The sequence below is a fragment of the Stenotrophomonas sp. 109824_Sma genome, assembly GCF_056480025.1.
Map to the genome: position 1 here is coordinate 272417 of NZ_CM151078.1, position 16122 is coordinate 288538.

Sequence of the window (16122 nt, forward strand, 5' to 3'; positions counted from 1 at the left end):
TTTTTCATGGGTGAAACATGCAACCGACAACCCTGCAGGCCATCCAGGCGCACGCCGTGGCCGAGTACCCGCGCGAATGCTGCGGGCTGATCGTGGCCATTGAAGGCCACGAACGCTATCTTCCTTGCCGCAACGTGGCCGCCACGCCAAGCGAGCATTTCCGCCTGCCGGCTGAAGACTATGCCGTGGCCGAGGACAAGGGCGAGGTGTTGGCCCTGGTGCACAGTCACCCCGATGCCGCCGCGACGCCCTCCGATGCCGATCGGGTCATGTGCGAGCGCAGCGGGCTGACCTGGCACATCGTCAGCGTCGGCCAGGTGGCCGGCGAGGCGCCGCTGTGCGGTGACCTGCAGACGCTGCATCCCTCGGGCTATGCGGCACCGCTGGTCGGTCGCCAGTTTGCCCACGGCGTGCTGGACTGCTACAGCCTGGTCCGCGATTTCCACGCACGCGAACTGGGCATCCCGCTGTCCGAGTACGAACGCCAGGACGACTGGTGGAGCCACGGCCAGGACCTGTACAGCCTTGAACGGCTGCACGCCGAGGGCTTCGACCTGATCGAGGGCGAGCCGCAGCGGGGCGACATGATCCTGATGCAGATCCGCTCGCCGGTCACCAACCACGCGGGCATCTACCTCGGCGACGGGCAGATGCTGCATCACCTGCATGGCCGTCTGTCCGAGACCGTGCCGTACGGCGGCATGTGGGCCGAGCGCACCCGTTGCATCGTCCGCCATCGCGGGGTGCGACATGACTGACCGCCTTCGCACGATTCGCCTGTACGGCAAGCTGGGTGCCCGCTTTGGGCGCCGGTTCCGGCTGGCGGTGAACAGCCCGGCCGAGGCGGTGCATGCGCTGTGCACGATGCTGCCGGGCTTCCAGCAGTACCTGATGGGCGCAAAGGCCAAGGGCATGGAGTTTGCCGTGTTCAACGGCCGGCAGAACCTGTCGCGGGATCAGCTGCAGGACCCGCCGGGGCAGGATGACATCCGCATCGCGCCGGTGATGGTGGGGAGCAAGCGGGGCGGCGTGTTGCAGACGATTGTAGGCGTCGTTCTGATCGTTGTCGGTGTAGTGGTCAATGCCTGGACCGGCGGAACCGCTGGCACGCCCTTCATCAAGTTCGGCATAAGCATGGCGGTCGGTGGTGTCGCTCAGATGCTCGCGCCGCAGCCCAGAGGCATGGGCGCCAAAGACTCACCCGATAACACGCCCAGCTACAGCATGAACGGCACCGTCAACACACAGGCGCAGGGCAACCCCGTGCCGGTCGCCTATGGCGGCCATGACAGCAAGGGTATGTTCATCGGCTCGGCCGTGATCAGCGGCGGCATCCTGGCGGAGGACCAGTTTTGAACCAGATCACTCATTCCACGCCGCGCACGCGCGGTGCAGCTGCGCCCGTACTGGCGGGCGCCAAGAAGGGCGCGAGCAACGCCCGAACCCCGGTCGAAACCGCCGACAGCCTGCACTCGATGGCGGTGGCCCGCATCATCGACCTCGCCAGCGAAGGCGAGATCCGCGGCCTGGTCGCCGGCAAGCAGTCGATCTACCTGGACCAGGTGCCGATCGAGAATCCGGACGGCACGCTGAACTTCTCCGGCGTGGACGTGCAGACGCGTTCCGGCACCCAGGACCAGGAGCACATCAGCGGCTTCCCCTCCATCGAGAACGAAGTCGGTGTCAACGTCGAGCTGCGCAGCGACGCGCCGGTGGTACGCACCGTATCGGGTGCCGACCTGTCGGCCGTCCGTATCCGCTTCGCGGTGCCTGCGTTGCAGAAGACCAACACCGAGAACGGTGACACCGAGGGCTACCGGATCATGTATGCGGTGGATCTGTCCACCGACGGCGGCCCGTTCAGCACGGTGCTGACCGATGCCTTCAGTGGCAAGACCACCAGCCAGTACGAGCGCAGCCGCCGCATCGATCTGCCTGCCGGCAACCAGTGGCAGGTGCGGATCCGCCGGCTGACCGCCAACGCCAACAGCAGCACCATCGCCGATACCATCAACGTGCTGTCGATGACCGAGATCATCGATGCCAAGCTGCGCTATCCGAACTGCGCGCTGGCGGCGGTGCAGGTCGACGCCAGCCAGTTCCAGAACATCCCCACCCGGTCCTACCAGCTGTGGGGGCGCATCGTGCGCATCCCCTCCAACTACGATCCGCTCAGCCGTCTCTACAGCGGCGTGTGGGACGGTACCTTCAAGAGCGGGTGGACCAACAACCCGGCTTGGGTGTTCTTCGACATCGTCACCAACGATCGCTTTGGCCTGGGCCATCGTGTTCCGCTGGACTGGGTGGACAAGTGGCGGCTGTACCAGATCGCGCGCTACTGCGATGAACTGGTCAGCGATGGCCAGGGCGGCAAAGAGCCGCGCTTCACCTGCAGCCTGTATCTGCAGACCCGCGCCGAGGCCTATCGCGTGCTGCAGGACATCGCCACCATGTTCCGCGGCATCAGCTTCTATGCGGCGGGGCAGGTGATGGCCTCGGCCGACATGCCCAAGGACCCGGTGCTGACCTACAGCCAGGCCAACGTCATCGAAGGGCGCTTCCACTATGCCGGCAGCAGCCGCACGGCGCGGCACACGGTGGCGCTGGTGTCGTGGATCGATCCGGATGACTTCGGCCGGCAGAAGGTCGAAGTGGTACAGCACCTGCCTGGTGTGGCCCGCTACGGCATCAACCAGACCGAAGTGACGGCAGTGGGCTGCCACTCGCGTTCGCAGGCGCAGCGCGTGGGCAACCACATCCTGCATACCGAGATGCTGGAAACCGAAACCATCAGCTTCTCGGTGGGCCTGGACGCGCTGGGCTGCATGCCTGGCGATGTGATCCAGGTGGCCGACCCGAACCGCGCTGGCCGCCGCAATGCGGGTCGCATCCGCAGTGCAGGTACGCGCAGCCTGGTGCTGGATCGCGTGCCGGAACAGATCGCGGCCGGTGACACCCTGCGTGCCACGCTGCCCAGCGGGCAGACCGAAGCACGCACCGTGCAGTCGGTGGACGGCGAGACGGTCACGGTCACCGCGCCGTGGTCGGCGGTGCCGGTGGCGCAGTCGGTCTGGGCACTGGAATCGCCGGAGCTGGCCCTGCAGCACTATCGCGTGCTGTCGATCAGCGAAGGCGAGGACCTGACCTATCAGATCACCGCGCTCAAGCACGTGCCGGGCAAGTACGCCGCCATCGACGACGGCACGCGCCTGGAGCAGCCGCCGATCAGCATCATTCCGCCCAGCGTGCAGCCGGCACCGGCCAACGTGCGGATGGCCTCGCATGTGGTGGTGGACCAGGGCATCGCCACGTCCGTGCTCACCATCGAGTGGGATGCGGCGGACAAGGCGATCGGCTATGACGTGGAATGGCGCCGTGGTGATCTCAACTGGGTCCGCGCCGGTCGCGTCGGGACGCAGAGCCTGGAAGTGCGTGGCGTCTACGCGGGCGAGTATCTGGCCCGCGTACGCGCGGTCAATGCGCTGGGCGCGGTGTCGCAGCCGACGCTCAGTGTGCTCACCACCATTGAAGGCAAGACGACGCCGCCCCCGGCACTGACCGCGCTGACCGCCCGCAGCCGAGTGTTCGGCATCGAGCTGGCCTGGCAGTTCCCAACGGGGGCCACGGATACCGAGCGCACTGAACTCTGGTACAGCACAAGCCCTGATCGCGCTGCCGCCATCAAGCTCGGCGACTTCGCCTATCCTCAGGCGCGGCACCAGATGAACGGTCTCGCGGCGGGGGCACGCTTCTGGTTCTGGGGGCGCCTGGTCGATCGCAGCGGCAACGTGGGTCCGTGGCATCCGGTGGAGTCGGGGGTTCTGGGCGAGTCCAGCAGCAACCCGTCGGACTACGATGCCTATTTCGCCGGCCGCATCAACGAAAGCGCGCTGGGCCAACAGCTGAAGGGCAAGATCGAGCGCGTCACCGAGGTGCTGCCGCTGGTCTGGGATGCCTCGGCAACCTACACCCCGGGCCAGACCGTCATCCATGACGGCAGGATCTGGAGCTGGCAGGGCGCCGCTGCAGGCAATGAAACGCCGCCGGGCAGCCATTGGAAGAACATCGGCGACGCGATCGCCGAGGCGGGCGCCATCGTCGGCCGTGTCGACCAGCTGGAAATGGACGTTACCGATGTCGATGGCAAGGTGGCCGCGCAGGGGCAGAAGGTCGATGGTCTGTTCGCGCAGTTGGATGTCCGGGCATCTGGCGACGGAAATTGGGGAGCCGGTGACGACTCCGTGTTCGCGGGTTCCACAAGCCTGCAGACAGTTATCGCAGAGGGTGACCTCGCACTGGCCAAGCGTGTGGATACGGTCGAAGCGTCCATCGAGGGTGTGCCCGGCAGGATCGAAGGTGTCAGTGCCGCGGTCCAGCAGGTCTCGCAGGCCGTGGTGAACCTGGATGGCAAGGTCAGCGCAACCTATACGGTCAAGGCGCAGATCAGCAGTGCCGGGCAGATCTACATGGCCGGCATGGGGCTTGGCGTCGAGCAGCAGCCGGATGGCAGCTACCAGAGCCAGATCCTGATGCAGGCCGATCGCTTCGCGCTGTTCAACACCAACAGCGGCCAGGTCAGTGCGCCCTTCGTGGTGCAGGGCGGGCAGACCTTCATCAGCCAGGCACTGATCGGCAATGGCTGGATCCAGAACGCCATGATCGGCGACGTGATCCAGTCCAATGCGGTCGGCGCCGGTGGGCAACCGCGCTGGAGGCTCGACAAGAACGGCACATTGACGATGAACGGCCCCGAGAATGGCGGCCGCCTGACCATCAACGACAGCGTCATCCACGTTTACGACAACAACGGCCGCGTCCGCGTCCGCATGGGGATCTGGTAATGGCAACCGGTATGCAGATATTCGGCCCGGATGGGCAGATGTGGTTCGACACCAATGATCGTGCCGGCAAGGTGATGGGTGAGATGCACGTCAGCACCAGAGACAGCATCTATGTGGGCATGGCGGGCATGGGGCAGCCATTCGCGATTCTGCCGAGCACCTTCTGGGACAGCTGGCAGGACATGAATGGAAACCAGTTCTCCGCGCCGAACATGGCATTCATGTCCTTCAATAAACCAGGCGCCGCCGAGGGCGACTACCTCACACTCAACTTCACGTTCATGACGACCACCAATCCCAATGCCTATGTCTTCTACGGGAGCTTCTGATGACCGTCGGCCTTGAAGTCACAAACGACAGCGGTGTCCCCGTTCTGGTCAACGCACACGCCCTTGCCTTCTTCGCGGCAGGCAAGGGCGTGGAAACCATCGGCAGCAACACGTCGCCGTTGGGCCAGAACGGCTCGGTCAGCCTTCCGGCGCAGAGCGTGCCCTACCTGGTGTTCATCCGCTGCAATGGCGGCTCCACGCGGATTTCCACCGGCACTGCGGGTTTCGGCTGGAACATGGCCCAGGGAACCACCAGCTTCGAATGGTGGGCATGGGGACATGCGGTTCCCAGCAACAACACCGGCATGCAGGTCTACAACGCTGATGGCTCGCTGCAGTGGGACATGAGCAGCCGCCCGCTGCGCATGGCGGGCCTGGTCAATACGACCGGCGCCCGGCCGCCACTTCCCAGCGAGACGTCCAACGAGAACATCCTCACCGGTGACCTGATCAACGGCCCAGGCGACAATCTTGCCTACCTGCTGTCAGACATCGGCCTCTGCCACGACGTCTACGCCATGCCCAGCGGCAACCCCACCATCCGTACCAACATGCGCTATTCGGCAGCCATCAGTACGCCGAATGCATCGCAGATGCGGGTCAACTTCACCCGGCGGGCTGCCAATCGCCAGCGTTCCCTCAGTGGAGCGTCCTACCAGACGTTCGCTTCGCGCCTGCCAAGTTTCGTCCTTGCGGCTTACACCTACTGAGCGGGGATTGCCGGCCCGGGCAGCCATTTGAGCCGCCCGGGCCCTTCCCGTAGACTGCGCCGTTCCCACGCTCCCCGACGACGCACTGCAGTGATCACGCCACCCTGACCCTTGCCGCACATCGGCAGCCGGCCCGCCCGGCTCAGGAACCCGCGTCTTTCCACTGCAGCGCCATGCGGCCACGCCCGCGTGCGCGCGGAGTTTTCCCATGCAAACGTCCTATCCGCTGCGCCAGCAATGGCTCGGCAACATCCGTGGTGATCTGCTGTCCGGCATGGTCGTCGCCTTGGCCTTGATTCCCGAGGCCATCGCCTTCTCGCTCATCGCCGGCGTCGACCCGAAGGTCGGCCTGTACGCCGCGTTCTCCATCGCGGTGGTCACCGCCATTGCCGGTGGCCGCCCCGGCATGATCTCCGCCGCCACCGGCGCGATGGCGCTGGTGATGGTCGACCTGGTCAAGGACCACGGCCTGCAGTACCTGTTCGCCGCCAGCATCCTGGCCGGCCTGCTGCAGGTGCTGGCCGGCGTGTTCAAGCTTGGCTCGCTGATGCGCTTCGTTTCGCGCTCGGTCATCACCGGCTTCGTCAACGCGCTGGCGATCCTGATCTTCCTGGCGCAGATGCCCGAGCTGATTGGCCGCGGTCCCACGGTCTACGTGCTGTGTGCCGCCGCCCTGGCGATCATCTACCTGCTGCCGCGCCTCACCCGCGCCGTGCCGTCACCGCTGGTGGCGATCGTGGTGCTTACAGCCGTGGTGATCGGTTTCGATGTGGACGTGCGCAGTGTTGGCGACATGGGACAGCTGCCCGACAGCCTGCCGCAGTTCCTCATCCCCGATGTGCCGCTCAGCTGGGAGACCCTGCGCATCCTGCTGCCGGTGTCGGCCACGCTGGCCGTGGTTGGCCTGCTCGAATCGATGATGACCCTGCAGATCGTCGAAGACATCACCGAGACGCCCAGCGAGCGCAACCGCGAATGCGTCGGTCAGGGCGTGGCCAACACGGTCACCGGTTTTCTCGGCGGCATGGCCGGCTGCGCGATGATTGGCCAGTCGGTCATCAACGTGACGTCCGGTGGACGTGGCCGGCTGTCCTGCCTGGTGGCCGGCGTGCTGCTGCTGGTGCTGGTGGTGTACGGCAGCGACCTGGTGCGGCAGATCCCGATGGCCGCGCTGGTGGCGGTGATGATCATGGTCAGCATCGGCACCTTCAGCTGGCGCTCGCTGCGCGACCTGCGCACGCACCCGCGCAGCTCTTCGGCCGTGATGCTGCTGACCGTGGTGGTCACCGTGGCCACCCACGACCTGGCCAAGGGCGTGCTCAGTGGCGTGCTGCTGTCGGCGCTGTTCTTCGCGCGCAAGGTTGGCCGCATGCTGGACGTGCAGCGCGAGGATGCCGGAGACACGCAGGCCTACCGTGTACGTGGGCAGGTGTTCTTTGCCTCGGCCGGCCAGCTGGGCGCCGCGTTCGACTACCAGCACGTGGCGTCGAAGGTGCAGATCGACCTGCGTGACGCCCACCTGTGGGACCTCACTGCGGTGGCCGCGCTGGAACGCGCGCAGGAAAAGCTGGCCGCGCATGGGGCGGAGGTGACGGTGGTGGGCCTGAATGCGGCCAGCCTGACGTTGATCGAACAGGTGGGTGGGCGCGGGGGCGGGCACTGAGGTTCCAGCGTCCGCGTCTGAGACGACGTGCACGCATTCTGAATCCAGTCAGGCAGTTGAAACCGGCGCTGTCGTAGCATTGCCCGCGTGATGGGGGTCGACGGACGGCCCCTCCCTGCCGGCACCCGCTGGCGACACGCAAGGGAGAAACAGGTAATGCAGGCAATGGACGCGCTTGGGCGCAACGAACGGGTCGGCGTCGGCCGTGGGTATTGGAAGGTGCTGGCCCTGTGCCTGGCGCTCACCGCATGCCAGGCGCCTTCTTCCCAGGCATCGACCGAAACGGCGGCTCCCGCGTCGATTGCTGCGGCATCGCCGACAGCACCTTCCGGCCCGGCATCGGCAGATTCCCCCCACTACCCGGATGCGTCCTATACCGAGGGTCGCCTGCGCCCAGCCTATGGCTGGTGTGTGGATGGGGTGGAAGATGCCGGCAAGCTGCAGGCCTGCGGCAAGGACGAACTCGCCTACCAGGAAGCGCGCCTCGAAGCGGCGGCCAGCAAGGCGCTGGCCGGGCTCGACGCCGCTGCCCGGACGGCATTCCAGGCCACCCAGGCGAGCTGGCGCAGCGATACAGACCGTTATTGCCGCGATGTCCCCAACGGCAGCGTGCAGCAGCTGCAGGGCGCGCAGGAATGCCGCCTGTACCGTGTCGCCAACCGTGCCGACCAGCTGCTGGCGCAGAGCGCGCCGCCGGATACCTCGTATACCCAGGCAACGCTGCGTCCGGAATACACCCGCTGCGTGCAGGACGCCCGCGGCATGGACGACCAGCTGGAAGCCTGCGATACGGCCGAGCTCGCCCACCACAAGGCGCTGCTGGAAGCACAGGTCGCGCGACTGATGGACGGCCCCGATGGCCCGGCCAAGGACCGCTGGATGGACGAGCAGGCCAACTGGGCTGCAGATACCGAAAAGCGCTGTGCACCTGCCAGCGACCATGTGGGGCCGATGCTGGATGCACAGTCGTGCCGCATCAACCGGTATGCCAACCGCGCCGTCGAGCTGCACACGCGCGTGCTGACGCCCTGATCCACGGTCGCCAGCAGGCAACTGCACCCGGTCATTCCTCCACGGACAAGGAAGTGAGACATGCCAAACAATATTGACACCCGCAACCTGGACGCCACTGCCGGCGCGGTGTTCTTTGCTGTCGGACGCGGTACTGAAGGTGGTGGATCTTCGTACCACCTCAGCATCGCCGGCATCACCAAGCACCTTAACGAGCCGCAATGGGGCACGGTCAGCGCGGTCAGGGACAACAGCGGCTATTCGCTGGGCACCATCCAGGTGGATTTCGGCCAACGTGGCGAGTGGCCGCTGGGCGCGACGCAGGAGCGCAAACTGAAGCCGGGCGAGACAACGTATGTCGATGGGGTCATCGACCAGGCCAGCGCTTACGCCAAGGCACACAACCTGCCCTTCACGCATGATCGCACTGACCTGCGTGCGGATCTGCTCAGCCACGGCAATGGCGAGGGAAAGCGCTCATCCATCCGCTTCATCGATGCACCGACGCGTGACAGCATCAATGCCTGGGCCGGCTCGGCGGAAGGCAAGCAGTGGATCCACACGCACATCGATTACCCACAGGTGCGCAATGCCACGAATATCGCCATGACCATGCTGGACAAGCATGGCAGCGGCATTGCCGAGGACAAGCGCTTCGAGGCCATCGCGTTGATCGCCAAGACCGCCAACCAGCTGCCGGGTCGGCTGGATGGCCTGGAAGCGGTGCTCAAGCGCGGAGGTGACTACCAGGAACTGCGCGACCAAGCCGCTGCCATCCGCCATCGCACCCCTTCCTATGCCGGGCTGACTGCCGCCGACGTCGCTGCCGGGTATGAAGATGCCTATGCGCAGCATTCCGCCGAAATGGATCGCGCGCACCTGAAGGTGGGGCGCCGCGATTTCGCGCCCGCCACCGAAGGCAGCGACCCGGATATCCAGGTCGCGCTGCAACAGGCGCGAGCGCACGGCCACGGTGGCGGTGGTCCGCAGGTGCTGAAGGAGGGCTCAAGCGGCCGCGCGGTGGAAAAGCTGGAACACAACCTGCACACACTGGGCTATGGCGGCGCAGGCGCGCAGGCCATCCATCCCGACCGACAGTTCGATGCCACTACCCGGCAGGCCGTCGAAGCCTTCCAGCGCGATCATGGCCTGACCCCGGTGGATGGCAAGGCCGGTCCGGCAACGCTGGGCGCGATCGATCGCGAGGCACGCGCGCTGCAGGCTGACATGGCGGCGTTGGGGCTCACCGATGCACGGGGCAAAGCGATTACCGCCGATGGTTACCTGGGGGCAGGGAGCCAGCAAGCCCTCAATACCTTCCAGCAGCAGCACCATCTGCCGGCCACCGGCATGGCCGACGCAGGCACGCGCAGTGCGATCCAGGCCGAAGCGGCACAGCACCGCTCTGCAACGCCGACACCGGCCGCACCCGTTGCGCCTGCTGCACCGGCCGCAGCACCTGCACCCGAACGCCACAGCGGGCCAGCCGCAGCCGCTGCACCCGGCGGCGAGCGCATCTCGGTGGTGGAGCCGTTCGGCAACGGCGGCAGCAACCGCATCCTGCGCCACGGCATCAGTGGCGAAGAAGCGTTCCGCGAACTGAAGATCCACCACCCCAACACCAACGCAGCTGCCGTTCGCGCGGGCGATGCCAGCCGGGTCGACCGTAGCGCGGAGATGGTCGAGGGCGAGCTGGAGGCCGTGCGCCGGCGTGGCGACGTCAACAACATCCCGCTGGTGCAGAAGGACCTGATCCTGACCGACCGGTCAGGCGGGCGCAATCTGATGGTTCCCAGTCCGGTCGCCGGCTACGTCAAGCTCAACAACGACGGCACCAACTCCATCAGCATCTACAGCCATCCGGTCGGCGATGCGCGCCGCGAGCTGGTGGGCCAAGTGCTGCACGGCGCGCGCGGATCCATTCCGTACAAGACCGGGGATTTCGTCGAGTACGGTGCGCCGCTGGTGCGGCAGTCGGACGTAGGCTCGCCGGGTGCGGTGCACGCGCACATCGAAGTTGAGCCGGACCAGTACCGTCGCTATCTGGGCGACATCCTCAACGACCGCATCACCCTGGGCGGCAAGGTCCACGCGCAGGGCCCTGAAGCCGCGCAGGCCGCACGCAGTGCGCAGCAGGCGCCGATGGCCGATGGCGTGTTGAAGCAGGGCGAGCGGGGCGATGAGGTCAAGGCCTTGCAGGGCAAGCTGGCGGCGCTGGGTTATGCCGGTGCCGATGGCAAGCCGCTGCACGCCGATGGCGTGTATGGCAAGGACACGCTCGCAGCGGTCAAGCAGTTCCAAGCCAACAACGGCCTGGACGACGATGGCAAGGCAGGCCGCAAGACCCTGGCGCAGGTCGATGCCCCCAACGCGGTGAAGGCCGGTACCGCGCCGGCGGCTCCGGCCCGGGCCGAGCCGGCAGCGCCGGCCAGCATGCGCGACCCCGGGCATGCCGACAACGCGCGCTTCGGCCAGGCCCTGGACAAGCTGCAGGCGCTGGAGCAGCAGCGTGCCCAGGCCGGCCTGAAGCCACTGTTCGCCAACCCGCAGGAAGCCGAGCGTGCGGCCGGCCAGCTGGCCTACGAAAGCAAGGTGTCCGGCATGCGCCAGATCGACCACGTCGTGGCCCGCCCCGACGGCACCGGCCTGTTCGCGGTGCAGGGTGAGCTGGGCGATCCGGCGGCGCAGCGGACCTTCGTCGACCGCCAGCAGGCGGTATCGCACTCGGTCGAGGCCAGCAGCCGGCAGAGCGAGGCGCTGGACAGCCAGTTCGACCAGCGTGCGCAGGAACAGCAGCAGGAACAGGTGCGCAACCGCGGGTTGTAAGCCACGCGGCGCCCCGGGGCCGGTCGACCGGCCCCGGAGCCACCCGCCGCCATTCAGCCGTCCGGTGTAAACTATTGATCTCACTGGCAATGCCAGTCTCCACGATCAACACCCCGATGACGTCCGCCACCGCCCGTTACGCCGATTCCCTGCGCCTGTCTGTCGCCCCCATGATGGATGGGACGGATTCCACGGTGAATCAATAGGTTGCGCGTGATGCGGTGCACGGGTGGTGCACCGCGCGCTGTAGTCAGCTGGCCTTTCGCTGATCGTCCCACCAAGCGGCCACGTCTCGAACATCGAGAACCCCATTGATGGGCCTGGGCGCATCGCCTCTCGCAATCCAATTCTGCACGGTCTTCATCGTCATCTTCGGTAGGAACTCCTCTCGGAACTTTTCCACGGTCATCGTGGGGCCGTACTGCCCGTAGAGCAGCCAGAAGGTCGAGTGTTCAGCTGCGGCCATGCGGGCCTCCTTCCTTCGGTAGCCGGCCGTCCTTCCAATGGCCGCTTTCGTTGTATCGGACGTGCTGGTAGCGGCCAGTCAGCCGGTGGCAGCGTTCGGTCGGCCAGCCCAGCAAGTTGCGCGCTGTGACCTTCCAGAGAAGTCGATCAATGCGTGACACGGGCATGCCCCTTTGCGTTGATCAGTGCTGCGGCCTCAAGGCACTCAGTGGCAACCTTCGCGCGTCGCCACGCCACTGCCGTGGCCTCCAGGCAATCCTGGACACGTCCTACGTGCAGGTAATCAAGAGCGACCCTCACGTAGTCGTGTAGCGCGCATAGTTCTTCTGCTGTCACCACGAATCCTGTCTGTTCTGGCGGACCGCCGGCGGCACCCTCCGCCACCTGCAGCGTGATCATCGAAGCCCGCGCCCACCGCTCGGCCACGTCAAGGCACATCTCGGCCCCAGCCGCTCGCCCTTGCTCCAGCAGCGTCATGGTGGTTGTCAGGCCGTTGAACACAGGGCGCGTCAGGTCAACGTCCACATGGGAAGCCGCGTTGTGTGGCCCAAGATCACGAGTTTTCATCGACTTCCTCCCAAAGGTCTCGCGGCATATGCCACGAGCCAGGCGCATCTGACAGATTGATGGATGGCCAGCCCGACACGTCATAGGGCCATTGCCGCAGCTGTAGCGCTTCGCCGGCCTCATCAGGGACATCGAGGTCCATGGATGCGTTCATGACGTTGACCGTTACCTGGCAGGTGCTCCACCCAGCGAGGTGAAAGAGCGTGCGGCCAACCACGGCGAAGCGCCCATCCCGCTCTTTCGGGCGATCTTTCCAGAGGCGGCTCCGAAGCTTGGATAAGACAGCCGGTGATCCGGTGGTAAGGACCTTCGCCAAGAACACCGCATTCGGGTCATTACCCGATCCTGGGCGGGGCGAGTGAAGCTGGATGACGTTGCTCATGATCCAGCCTCCATCTTCTTCCAGCGCGGATTGGTCAGGCCGTTGTGGTAGTCCCGTAGGTCGAGCGTTCCCATCCCGGTGTCCACCGCGCGGAGCTGACCGGTGAGGCGGTCGGCCACCACCAGCACGCGCTCGATGGCGCCGTCCGTTTCCTCGCAGGTGAACCTGTACCAGCCCGGTTCCGTCGGCGCCTGGTGCCTCCACGGCTGCGGAGACGAGAGGGCAAGCGGCGGCGCTGAAGCCGGTTGGGCGCCGAGCAGGGCCGGCAGCAGGTCGTGGCGCGTGCTGACGATCCCGAACCCGGTATCGAAGCCGGGGGTGGCTTCAACGTCCACGATGGCGCCCTCCTGCTTGAGCAGCAGCTTCTCCAGCGCCTTGACTGCGGCCCGCACGTACTTGGGCACCGCTTCGGCCCGCTTGTAGCTGTCCACCAAGCGCGCCTTTGCCTCGGCGCTGGGCTCCGGCATAGGCCCGAGACCTCTGAGCGTTTCGACCATCTCCTGCGGCGTCTGGCCGACTTCGCCGCGGACCCATGCCAACAGCCTGCGGAGGTGGTTGGTTTGGGCCTGTGTGAGGTTCGGCTTCAACTGACTTGCCGATTTCCGTGTCGATTGATTCCCGGTCATACCCATGGCTCGCCCCCTTGGATCAGGCTGGTGGTGTCGACGTACGCCCAGCGCACAACGTCACCGGCGGTTTCGTGCTGCCATTCATGGGTTCCATCGGTCCTACGCCAGAACGTCGCCATGTCTAGGGCCTGCCAACCTTCTGGCTCGCCGGCAAGAGTTGCGTATTCGCTACCTGCAGCAGTGGCCACGTGAGCGAGAACCCGGTCGCCTGACCGCTCCGGAAGCCTCTCCGCGGCAAAGAACCAGGTGAGTCCACCGGAAGCCGGTGCGAGCTCTACTGCCGGACTTGCCTCCGCCGGCTGGTGGGCCGCACTGATCGCCCCCTCAATGGCCTCCGCTGCGCGGATGTACGCGGATCGGCTCGCTGGCCTTGCCGCGCTTGCCAGCGAACGAAGACGGGTGGCCACCGCAAGAACGGCCCTGTGCGAGATGAATCCATCCATGGAGGCGACGGCGACCATGCCGGCCTTCAGGCGCTCCCACTCATCGCGCTGGACGCGGACGCAATCCAACGGCGTTGGGTTGCCACTATGGAATCGAGCCTCAATCGTGCCGGCCGCGAGCAGCAATTCGGTTTCAGCGTCAGTGCCCATCAGACAGCCTCCGGTCGTGTTTCCAGCGTTCGATTCCACCCCGGGTAATGGCGCAGCCAGCGTGCCTGCCGGATACCCTCGTCACTGTCCCAGCAGCCATGGCCGTCGACCATCTCGGGGTACGGACGATCCTTGAACCAACACCAGTGCCCGTCGCTGTCCATCGCTCGGAAGTTGTAACCGTTCGGGGCTTCGGCCCAGCTGGGCGGCGCCGGGTTCGGCGCATCGCCACCGATGCCATGCGCCCGCTCTGCGGCGCGGATCGCCCAGGTGCCGTAGTCCTCCAGCGTCCATCCGTCCTGCAGCATCGGCAGAAGATCGGTCACGGCGGTGGCCGGCAACGGCGCGCGCTGAAGCGCCGCGATAGTCTGCGCCGCCTGCTCGATCAGTTCGGCACTGATGCGGTCGGTGATCGTGCCACCAGGCCGGCGAAGGGTAGCAGCGGCGGACCGCAGTTCAGTGATCAGCTGCAGCGTCATTGCGCACCTCCTTCACGTGGCTGGCGTACTCAATCCAGAGCAGCGCATCGACCAGTTCTTGAACGCTTGAGGCAAACGATTCGCCAGGCATGGCGAGACGCAGATCATCTGGCCAAGTTTGGCTGTTCCCATCGGAGGCGCTCTCCGCTTCCTTGACCTTCTGGACCTGCACCAGTGCATGGAGGCCGAACGTGATGGCGCGTCGAACGCAGCGCACGCCTTTTGCGTCAACCAGGTAGTCTGGCTCCTGCTCCACGTGGGCCATGTCCAGCAGGTCTTCGAACATGCTCATGCTTCGGCTCCTGCAGCCCGATACAGGCCGGTCACAATGTCGAGAAGGAAATCCATCGTCACGACCGTGTCGTAGCCGAAGGAAACGTCCTTTCCATCGGCTCGCCTCATGCCCTCCCAGAGCAGTTCCTGCACGTGGTCGGTGAGTAGCCTTGCCTTGCTCAATGCCACGTCGAGGTCGCAGCCAGCGGCCACAACGAGCGGCGAGTTCGCGATCTCCACTTTCGTGGTCTTTTCCACTTCCATCGCGGCACTCATCGAACGCCTCCCGCATAGCTCAGGGCCATGCTCATCTCGAGGAGATCGGCCATGACGAACATGTCATCGTCCGTGATCGAGTTGCTGTCCAGGTTCCGCAGCTGACGCTGGACGTAGTCGAAGTAGATGCTGGCCTTCAGGTCGCTATGGGCAGTGTCGATCCCGGCGCACACCTTGAAGAGCGGCGCATTGTCCTGCACCGGAATCAAGCTGAACGCTTCTTCCTTAGTGACGGTCATCTCAGACACGAGCGGCCTCCTTCTTCAGCGGATGGCGGCAGACGTTGTCCTGGTTCTCGCGGATGTCGTCGAGCAGGCTTTCGGCGTCACCCAACAGGCTTTCAACCGCAAGCATCAGGCCATCAATCGTGTGCTCAGGCAGCTTGTCCTGCAGGACCGGCTCCTCTTCTGAGCCGATATCACGTACGTCTTGGCTGCCCGTGAAGTCGCGGCGGAGTACATCCATGATCGCTAGAGTGGCTTTGGTGTTCCGGTCAACCCGGACCAGCCGATTGGTCAGAAAGTCCGAGAGGGGGTTATCCCTCCACATTGAGGTCAGGTAGTGCTCGCTGTTTGCGAGGCGGGGAACTGCGGCCGGCTCTGCCGGGGTTACACTGGTCTTCGCCATGTTGGCTTCCTTGATCTGGTCGATTACGGGTGCGGCGTGGCAGACGGCTCGGGCGTTGGCGCGCTCGGGCCGTCACTGTTTTTGAGGTTCCAATCGGGCTCGAATGTCACTGCCCGGTCCACATCCATGTTCGATGGGGCGTAAACGTGGATCTCAGCTCGGTTCCTGTGCGCGCCGCGCAGCTGAACCTGGACGCCATTTCCGATGAAGACGGTCGTTCCCGCCTTTACAGTCATGACGATCGGTTTTCCCATAGGGGTAGGCATTTCCCTACTCATCTTTCAGGTTTCCTTGGTTCAGGTTGTCGTGAGAAACTGCAAAAGTTGGGGGAGAGGCGTCACTCGGCGCAGCGAAGCAAAAAATGGCCCCAGGCTGGTTTGCAGCGACGATCTCGGCGATACGGAGGGGCACGACTGCGGCTGCGATGCAGGCCACAAGCACCCAGCCAACG

The 16122-nt window shown here is 65.4% G+C and carries 18 protein-coding genes; 8 read left to right on the forward strand and 10 right to left on the reverse strand.

The annotated features are described in order from the left end of the window. Nucleotides 1–17: 17 nt before the first annotated feature. The 8 genes from ACZK1G_RS01160 to ACZK1G_RS01195 all read left to right on the forward strand — a co-directional run bounded on the left by ACZK1G_RS01160 (nucleotide 18) and on the right by ACZK1G_RS01195 (nucleotide 11380). Nucleotides 18–758 (forward strand): C40 family peptidase, encoded by a 741-nt coding sequence (locus ACZK1G_RS01160; protein ID WP_101764752.1) that lies wholly within the window; start codon nucleotides 18–20, stop codon nucleotides 756–758. Beyond that, nucleotides 751–1356 (forward strand): tail assembly protein, encoded by a 606-nt coding sequence (locus ACZK1G_RS01165; protein WP_101764753.1) that lies wholly within the window; start codon nucleotides 751–753, stop codon nucleotides 1354–1356. The genes ACZK1G_RS01160 and ACZK1G_RS01165 overlap by 8 nt, the downstream gene beginning before the upstream one ends. Then, nucleotides 1353–4841 (forward strand): TipJ family phage tail tip protein, encoded by a 3489-nt coding sequence (locus ACZK1G_RS01170; RefSeq protein ID WP_197621991.1) that lies wholly within the window; start codon nucleotides 1353–1355, stop codon nucleotides 4839–4841. Before ACZK1G_RS01165 ends, ACZK1G_RS01170 begins: the two co-directional genes overlap by 4 nt. Further along, nucleotides 4841–5170: a hypothetical protein gene (locus ACZK1G_RS01175; protein ID WP_101764755.1), complete on the forward strand. Its 330-nt coding sequence runs from the start codon at nucleotides 4841–4843 to the stop codon at nucleotides 5168–5170. The genes ACZK1G_RS01170 and ACZK1G_RS01175 overlap by 1 nt, the downstream gene beginning before the upstream one ends. Beyond that, the gene (locus ACZK1G_RS01180; RefSeq protein ID WP_101764756.1) at nucleotides 5170–5880 is read left to right on the forward strand and encodes a hypothetical protein; all 711 of its coding nucleotides are present in this window, start codon (nucleotides 5170–5172) and stop codon (nucleotides 5878–5880) included. Before ACZK1G_RS01175 ends, ACZK1G_RS01180 begins: the two co-directional genes overlap by 1 nt. Nucleotides 5881–6088: 208 nt before the next feature. Continuing rightward, complete coding sequence (locus tag ACZK1G_RS01185) at nucleotides 6089–7543, forward strand: SulP family inorganic anion transporter (RefSeq protein WP_101764757.1); 1455 nt, start codon at nucleotides 6089–6091, stop codon at nucleotides 7541–7543. Between the two features lie 165 nt (nucleotides 7544–7708). Then, the gene (locus ACZK1G_RS01190) at nucleotides 7709–8575 is read left to right on the forward strand and encodes a lysozyme inhibitor LprI family protein (RefSeq protein ID WP_101764758.1); all 867 of its coding nucleotides are present in this window, start codon (nucleotides 7709–7711) and stop codon (nucleotides 8573–8575) included. A gap of 60 nt (nucleotides 8576–8635) precedes the next feature. Continuing rightward, complete coding sequence (locus ACZK1G_RS01195) at nucleotides 8636–11380, forward strand: peptidoglycan-binding protein (protein ID WP_101764759.1); 2745 nt, start codon at nucleotides 8636–8638, stop codon at nucleotides 11378–11380. A 250-nt stretch (nucleotides 11381–11630) separates the two neighbouring features. Here ACZK1G_RS01195 and ACZK1G_RS01200 read toward each other — a convergent pair whose 3' ends face one another. From ACZK1G_RS01200 to ACZK1G_RS01245, 10 genes are all read right to left on the reverse strand, one after another. Next, nucleotides 11631–11846, reverse strand: coding sequence for a hypothetical protein (locus ACZK1G_RS01200; protein ID WP_478447946.1), 216 nt, complete (start codon nucleotides 11844–11846; stop codon nucleotides 11631–11633). A gap of 146 nt (nucleotides 11847–11992) precedes the next feature. Then, a complete protein-coding gene (locus tag ACZK1G_RS01205; RefSeq protein ID WP_478447947.1) occupies nucleotides 11993–12412 on the reverse strand; it encodes a hypothetical protein in 420 nt (139 codons plus the stop codon). Beyond that, a complete protein-coding gene (locus ACZK1G_RS01210) occupies nucleotides 12399–12794 on the reverse strand; it encodes a hypothetical protein (protein WP_478447948.1) in 396 nt (131 codons plus the stop codon). Before ACZK1G_RS01210 ends, ACZK1G_RS01205 begins: the two co-directional genes overlap by 14 nt. Continuing rightward, complete coding sequence (locus ACZK1G_RS01215) at nucleotides 12791–13381, reverse strand: hypothetical protein (RefSeq protein WP_478447950.1); 591 nt, start codon at nucleotides 13379–13381, stop codon at nucleotides 12791–12793. The genes ACZK1G_RS01210 and ACZK1G_RS01215 overlap by 4 nt, the downstream gene beginning before the upstream one ends. A gap of 35 nt (nucleotides 13382–13416) precedes the next feature. Next, a complete protein-coding gene (locus tag ACZK1G_RS01220) occupies nucleotides 13417–14016 on the reverse strand; it encodes a hypothetical protein (RefSeq protein WP_478447951.1) in 600 nt (199 codons plus the stop codon). After that, nucleotides 14016–14495, reverse strand: coding sequence for a hypothetical protein (locus ACZK1G_RS01225; RefSeq protein WP_478447953.1), 480 nt, complete (start codon nucleotides 14493–14495; stop codon nucleotides 14016–14018). The genes ACZK1G_RS01220 and ACZK1G_RS01225 overlap by 1 nt, the downstream gene beginning before the upstream one ends. Continuing rightward, on the reverse strand, nucleotides 14473–14787 hold the full coding sequence (locus ACZK1G_RS01230; RefSeq protein ID WP_478447954.1) for a hypothetical protein: 315 nt from the start codon (nucleotides 14785–14787) through the stop codon (nucleotides 14473–14475). Before ACZK1G_RS01230 ends, ACZK1G_RS01225 begins: the two co-directional genes overlap by 23 nt. Then, nucleotides 14784–15044 (reverse strand): hypothetical protein, encoded by a 261-nt coding sequence (locus tag ACZK1G_RS01235; protein WP_478447955.1) that lies wholly within the window; start codon nucleotides 15042–15044, stop codon nucleotides 14784–14786. Before ACZK1G_RS01235 ends, ACZK1G_RS01230 begins: the two co-directional genes overlap by 4 nt. Then, on the reverse strand, nucleotides 15041–15283 hold the full coding sequence (locus ACZK1G_RS01240) for a hypothetical protein (protein WP_478448376.1): 243 nt from the start codon (nucleotides 15281–15283) through the stop codon (nucleotides 15041–15043). Before ACZK1G_RS01240 ends, ACZK1G_RS01235 begins: the two co-directional genes overlap by 4 nt. 1 nt (nucleotide 15284) lies before the next feature. Further along, the gene (locus tag ACZK1G_RS01245) at nucleotides 15285–15671 is read right to left on the reverse strand and encodes a hypothetical protein (RefSeq protein ID WP_478447956.1); all 387 of its coding nucleotides are present in this window, start codon (nucleotides 15669–15671) and stop codon (nucleotides 15285–15287) included. Between the last annotated feature and the right edge of the window lie 451 nt (nucleotides 15672–16122).